This is a genomic window from Lancefieldella parvula (genome assembly GCF_963530955.1).
GTDB lineage: Bacteria > Actinomycetota > Coriobacteriia > Coriobacteriales > Atopobiaceae > Lancefieldella > Lancefieldella parvula_A.
In genome coordinates this window covers 1-6,231 of the sequence record NZ_CAUSFQ010000082.1, presented here as the reverse complement: position 1 = coordinate 6,231, position 6,231 = coordinate 1, and the positions used below count along the sequence as shown (strand labels likewise).

General features: G+C 47.9%; 5 protein-coding genes and 1 pseudogene. 3 read left to right on the top strand and 3 right to left on the bottom strand.

The genetic code is table 11. From position 1 onward, the window contains the following. On the top strand, positions 1–670 hold a 670-nt coding region (locus RWJ43_RS05650; protein ID WP_314008828.1), incomplete at its 5' end, for a UvrB/UvrC motif-containing protein. On the opposite strand, the gene RWJ43_RS05645 is transcribed toward RWJ43_RS05650, so the two are convergent. The 3 genes from RWJ43_RS05645 to RWJ43_RS05635 are packed head-to-tail and all read right to left on the bottom strand — an operon-like array spanning position 667 to position 4,486. After that, on the bottom strand, positions 667–2,337 hold the full coding sequence (locus RWJ43_RS05645; protein WP_314008825.1) for an FAD-dependent protein: 1,671 nt from the start codon (positions 2,335–2,337) through the stop codon (positions 667–669). The genes RWJ43_RS05650 and RWJ43_RS05645 overlap by 4 nt on opposite strands. Position 2,338: 1 nt before the next feature. Further along, positions 2,339–3,592, bottom strand: coding sequence for an NAD(P)/FAD-dependent oxidoreductase (locus tag RWJ43_RS05640; protein WP_314008822.1), 1,254 nt, complete (start codon positions 3,590–3,592; stop codon positions 2,339–2,341). 45 nt (positions 3,593–3,637) lie between these two features. Next, complete coding sequence (locus tag RWJ43_RS05635) at positions 3,638–4,486, bottom strand: Mrp/NBP35 family ATP-binding protein (RefSeq protein ID WP_314008819.1); 849 nt, start codon at positions 4,484–4,486, stop codon at positions 3,638–3,640. Positions 4,487–4,604: 118 nt separating this feature from the next. Between RWJ43_RS05635 and RWJ43_RS05630 the strand changes: the two genes are divergently transcribed. Together RWJ43_RS05630 and RWJ43_RS05625 are read left to right on the top strand one after the other, a co-directional pair. Beyond that, complete coding sequence (locus tag RWJ43_RS05630) at positions 4,605–5,066, top strand: YhcH/YjgK/YiaL family protein (protein ID WP_314008816.1); 462 nt, start codon at positions 4,605–4,607, stop codon at positions 5,064–5,066. A gap of 156 nt (positions 5,067–5,222) precedes the next feature. Continuing rightward, positions 5,223–6,231 (top strand): annotated as a pseudogene (locus RWJ43_RS05625) (excinuclease ABC subunit UvrA); the annotation flags it as partial.

Sequence of the window (6,231 nt, the reverse complement as noted above, 5' to 3'; positions counted from 1 at the left end):
TGGAATTAACCTTTTGCGAGAAGGACTTGATATTCCAGAGGTTTCTCTCGTAGCAATTCTTGATGCCGATAAAGAGGGTTTCTTAAGAAACAGAAGGTCTCTTATTCAGACTATGGGTAGAGCGGCAAGAAACGCTTCAGGCCAGGTCATTATGTATGCCGATAAAATCACTGATTCTATGCGCATTGCTATAGATGAGACAAAAAGGCGCCGAGAAATTCAGGAAGCGTTTAACAAAGAGCACGGTATTGTACCTAAGACCGTTAAGAAATCCATTACGGATATTGCAGGCTTTATTGCTGAAGCTTCAGAAAACGTTGATAAGCGTAAGCGCAAAAACGGAGAGTTCTATACCGCTTCTGATGATGAAGATTCGCTTGAAGAACAGCAAGAATCAATTCTTGAGATGCCTGCAGAATTGCTTGCTGAAGAGCTTCAAAATCTTCCGCGCTCAGAAGTTGAGGCTATGCTTTCTGGTATGGAAGCAGAGATGGCAGAAGCTTCTGCGTCAATGGATTATGAGCATGCAGCAGAGCTCAGAGATCAGATTGTAGCCATTAGAAGCCAGCTTGAAGGCACTACATCAGATGATGTTATTAAAAGGCTTAAAACAGGAGCTAGAAAGGGCAGTGCTCACGCAACTCGCAGACGTTATAGAGGCAAGCACTAAGCATTGTTGTAGTGCTCTACTACAAGCTCAGCCATTCTAATGCCATCTGCAGCAGCACTCATAATGCCGCCCGCATAGCCAGCGCCTTCACCTACAGGCCATATTCCTGGTGTGTTAATGCTCTGTCCTGTTTCATCACGGGTAATTCTTACAGGAGAGCTTGATCTTGTTTCAACTCCCGTAAGCACAGCATCGGGATGAGCAAAACCATGAAGCTTTTTGTCCATAACTGGAAGGGCTTCTCGCAAGGTTTGTAGGATGTAGGGAGGCAGACAGTCTTCAAGTGAGGTCCAGATAACGCCACGTGGATACGTCGGTTTTACCGAACGCGGTCCAGTAGAAGCTTTCTTGTGTAGGAAGTCACCAACCAGCTGAGCAGGAGCAACATAAGAGCCGCCGCCTGCTTTAAAGGCCGCCTGCTCGCAAGAGCGTTGCAGCTCAATGCCAGCAAGTACGTCGTCTCCTGGTAGATCTTCTGGATAGACGTTAGCTAACAGGCCGGAGTTGGCATTTTTGCCCGCACGGTCAGACAGGCTCATGCCGTTTGTGACTACGCCGTCCTTCTCGCTAGCTGCAGATACAACATAGCCACCAGGACACATGCAGAATGAGAAAGCACTCCTACCAGAGGGAAGATGAACAGAAAGTTTGTAAGGGGCCGCTCCAAGTACGGGATTGGTTGCCTCGGGACCGTACAACGATTTATTGATTTGAGACTGAAGATGCTCAATTCGCACACCCATAGCAAAGGTTTTTCTCTCCATAGAAATACCTTTGTCTTTGAGCATGACATACGTGTCTCTACTCGAGTGACCAGTCGCAAGAATCATTGTGCGAGTCTTTATGGTTTCAGTTTGAGTTGAGCCGTCTGGATTGGTCTTCTCAACCTGAATTGCAGAAAGAGAGCCATCTGAGGCTCGCTCTAGGGAGGCGAGTTTTGTTCTAAATGTAACGGTTCCACCCGCCTCTTCAATCATTGTGACAATGTTGGTCACAACGGCGGGAAGAACATCACTTCCTACATGGGGTTTTGCATCCCATAAAATGTTTTTCTGTGCACCTGCTTTTACAAAAGTCTCAAGAATAAAGCGGTGAGAAGCACTTTTGGTACCCGTGTTGAGCTTGCCGTCAGAGAATGTACCAGCACCACCAAGACCAAATTGGATGTTGCTCTCAAGATCTAGCTGACCCGTTTGGTTATGATGCTCTACCGCTGCAGTTCTTCGTGCTGCATCATCTCCGCGCTCAATAAGCAGGGGATTAAGACCAGCCTTGGCAAGCGTAAGCGCACAGAACAAGCCTGCACATCCTGCTCCTACAACAACGGGACGATTCTCTGAGGGAGCAGGTTGCTTCGCTTTAGGAAGCGTAAAAGCATTTGCCTCAGCAAGCTTGATATGCTTTGCCGCAGGTTTGCCTTGAATCTTGTTAAGGAGTTTTTGTTCCGCCGCAGGCCCACCTTTAAGGTTTACGTGGTAGGTAAGGATAAGAACAATATCGTTTCTTTTACGTGCATCAATTGAGCGTTTATGCAGCTCATATGAGGCAACCTCATCCGCAGAGACTCGGAGAGTGCGAAGGAGCGCGTCAAACCCCACCTTTGATTCTTTAGCAGGATGCTTACGAAGAGGAGCAACATGAACTTTAATGTTTGATACTTCCAGCATGTTAGTTGTCCTCTTTCAAAGATTTGCAATTCTGACCAGCGCTTTTTGCGGCAGCCAGACCGGCGATCATACCGCTCTTCCACGCCCACGAGAGGTTAAAGCCTCCACATTGAGCATCAATGTCAAGAGCTTCTCCAGCGATAAACAGACCTGGAATGCTGCGCGCCTCAAGTGTGTCTGCACTCACTTGTTCAACGGAAATACCACCAACACAGACTTGTGGGACAACTTTGGAAGACGTACCCGTAACGGTAAATGCCATTCTGTGAGCTTTGGCAACCGTGGTCTCAACTGAATTGCTGACGCTCAGGTAGGCGGCAATTTGTGGGTCGAGAAGACCGTCGGTGGTGTGAGCTTCTACAGCTGCGGAACCCACTTCTTCTGTAAGCTGAGGGAGAAGATCAATCTCAAGTACATCGCCTGGAAGAGCGGTGCGGGACAAGTTAAAAATCATGATGCCCGAGAGTCCAAAGGACCTTAAGAGTAGCTCGCCTGATTCCTGTTTAAGGACATTGCCATCTCTTAAAAGCATCGCATGAGCACGGACGCGCTTTCCATCTAAACTTGCTGGAGGTTGGGGAGAGCAAGTAAGTGCACAGAGTCCAGGTCGCAGTGAAGTGGTCTGCAAGTCAAGGCTCTCTGCAAGATTTGTGGTTGCGAGTCCGCCAGTGGCTAGAACTACCGATGATGCTTGGACTTTGTGGGTTTTCTCGCCACCAAAGCATTCTTGAAAGGTAACGGTGAAGCCGTTGTGCTGGGGTTTTACCGATGTGACTTCTCGTCCCAGGGCAAATTGAACACCGGCTTTTTGGGCACGTCTGAGCAAAAGTGACTGGATGGAGCTTGCTTGCCTGGTAAGCGGGTACATTCTGCCCTCGTCTTCAGTTGCCCACGCAAGACCGCTGGACCTAAAGAAAGAGAGAATATCTGCAAGGAAGGTGTCCTTATCCCTGCAAACAGCCTGGACAAACTCTGGATGAGAGAAATTCTTAAAGCTCAAATCAGCATTGGTAAAGTTGCAGCGTCCTCCGCCCGTTGCCAGGATAGTTCTGCCGCTTTCCAATGCTTTTTCAAAGACAACAACGCGCTTATTGACACCAAGAGCCTCAACAGCAGTGATGGCAGCGCAGAGTCCTGCTGCGCCACCACCTAAAATTGCAACATCAATGTTGTCTGGCACCATGAACGCCTGAGCTTGCTTAATACGCTGAGCCTGTGCTGCTTGTCGTTCTTTAATGCGCGTTGTTTGAGCCATAGTAAGAATTACCTTTTGTATTGTGTAAGCACCAGCTTCTAGGACTTACAGGTCAAGAACGCTCTGCGTTGCGTCAGGGACAAGACCTTGAGGAAGCTCCGTACTAAAGGTTCCCTTATCGGCGATCTGCGCAAAGGTTGCATCCATAGGAAGCTGTCCCAAAGGCTTGAGGTTAAATGCTGCTGCGGTTTCGGCAAGCTTTGATGGGCCATAAGGCTCAATGCGCTCATCGCAGTGAGGGCAGGTGATATATGCCATGTTCTCAATCAAACCAAGCACAGGTACATGCATCATTTCTGCCATGCGTACCGCCTTGCCCACAACCATCTGAACAAGATCTTGTGGAGAAGAAACAATTACAACCCCCTCAACAGGAAGGGACTGAAATACGGTCAGTGCAACATCGCCCGTTCCTGGAGGCATGTCAATAAGCAGATAATCAAGGTCACCCCAGTTGCACTGGCTGTAGAACTGCTGGATAGCACCAGCAACAACAGGGCCTCTCCAGAGAACAGGATCGGTCTCGTTTTGAAGCACCAGGTTAGCGCTCATAATCTTGATACCGTTTGCGTCCTCGATAGGAATAAGCTGCTCTTCAACGCCGTAAGAACGCTCATCAGAAATGCCAAACATACGAGGAATTGAAGGTCCGGTAATATCGCCGTCAAGAATACCAACGCGCTTACCTGCACGAGCAAGGTTAGTTGCAAGAATACCGGTGACAAAAGACTTGCCAACGCCACCCTTACCAGAAACAACGCCAATAACGTGTTTAACGCTTGAGTGTTGATTGAGTTCAAAGCCTGCAGGTGGCTGTGGCTCTTTCTTTTTGCCGTGAAGTGCGGCGTCAATCTCTTTACGAAGTGCCTCACGATCAATATCTACGTCTGCCATGTCTCTCCTTATATAGCAGTTGTATGCAGTAACTACTTAATTCTACCCATAGAAGTTTATGGCAAACGAGATAGCTATAATCTTTTCGGCGCACTTTAGCTGAACGTAGGAGGTTCACATGATTTTCTCGTCAATTAAAAACTTATCTGAGAATGACTTCGGTCAAAAATATATGGCTTGTGCTGCGGAGTTTCTAGCAGCACACAATCTTGACGAGCTGCCTTTGGGCAAAACAGAAATTGATGGAGATAACGTTTTTGTGAACGTCATGGAGATTGAAACAGTTCTACCTGGCGAGAAGGACTATGAGGCTCATAAGATTTACGCCGATATTCACGTAGTTATTTCTGGCACCGAAAGCATTGCTGTTGCCCCTCTTGAGCAGTGTGTTCTTAAGGGTGAGTTCAATGCTGACGCTGATTTTGGTGCTTACACCAATCCTGGAGAAGAGACATGGGTTACCTTGCACGCTGGTGATTTTTTAGTGACACCTCCATCTGATGCTCACAAACCAGGCTGTACGCTGGAGAATTCTGGCTCTAAGCTCAAAAAAGCCGTAATGAAGGTTCGCATTAAATAGGGAAGCGCGCTTGCCGTGTTTTGGCGGCACTATCTTGGGTATACTAGAACATCAGTACGCACAAATTGTATCGGTGTGTACTGATGTTGTTTTCTATTGTTTGGCGGCAGGCGCGTCAAAAGAGACGCGTACGTCAAACTGGTTATGTGAGGAACTATGGCTTCAAGCAAAATTGCTATCCGTGGTGCACGAGAGCACAACCTGCAAGACATTGACATTGATATCCCTCGTGATCAGCTGGTAGTTATTACGGGACTTTCTGGTTCGGGCAAGTCAAGCCTTGCCTTTGACACCATTTACGCAGAGGGACAGCGCCGCTACGTTGAGTCCTTGTCCAGCTATGCCCGTCAGTTCTTGGGACAGATGGATAAGCCAGACCTTGACTCTATTGACGGTCTTTCTCCAGCTGTATCTATTGATCAGAAGACAACTTCTAGAAATCCTCGCTCTACCGTAGGTACTGTTACAGAAATCTATGATTATCTGCGTCTTTTATATGCTCGTATGGGTACTCCTCACTGCCCTGAGTGTGGACGCGTTATTGAGCGTCAGACAACAGATCAGGTTGCCGATAAAATCCTTGAGGCTGGTCAGGGACGCAGAGCCTATGTTCTGGCTCCTGTTGTTTTGGGCCGCAAGGGCGAGTACGTCAAGCTTTTTGAAGACCTGCGCAAAGAAGGATTTTCTCGCGTTCGTGTTGACGGCGTTGTGCGTGAACTTGATGAAGAGATCACGCTGGGTAAAACGCTCAAGCATGATATTGAGGTTGTCGTTGACCGTATTGTTATCCGTCCTGATTCTTTGGGTCGCATTGTTGAGGGCGTTGAGCAGGCAACTAAGCTTGCCCAGGGTAAAGTAGGTATATTGCTCCTGGCCGATAAGTCCAATCCAGAGACTATGCCAGAAGAACTTCTGCAGTATTCACTGGCGCTTGCTTGTCCTATTCACGGTCACTCCATGGATGATCTGCAGCCTCGCGATTTTTCCTTCAACGCTCCTTATGGCGCCTGTCCTGACTGTGACGGCCTAGGAACTCGTAAAATTATTGATGCTGCAGCACTTATTGCTGATCCAAAGCTGTCTGTTTCCGAAGGCGTTTTTGGTAGCCTTTTTGGTCATTCAAACTACTATCCTCAGATTTTGTCTGCAGTCTGCAAGCATTTTG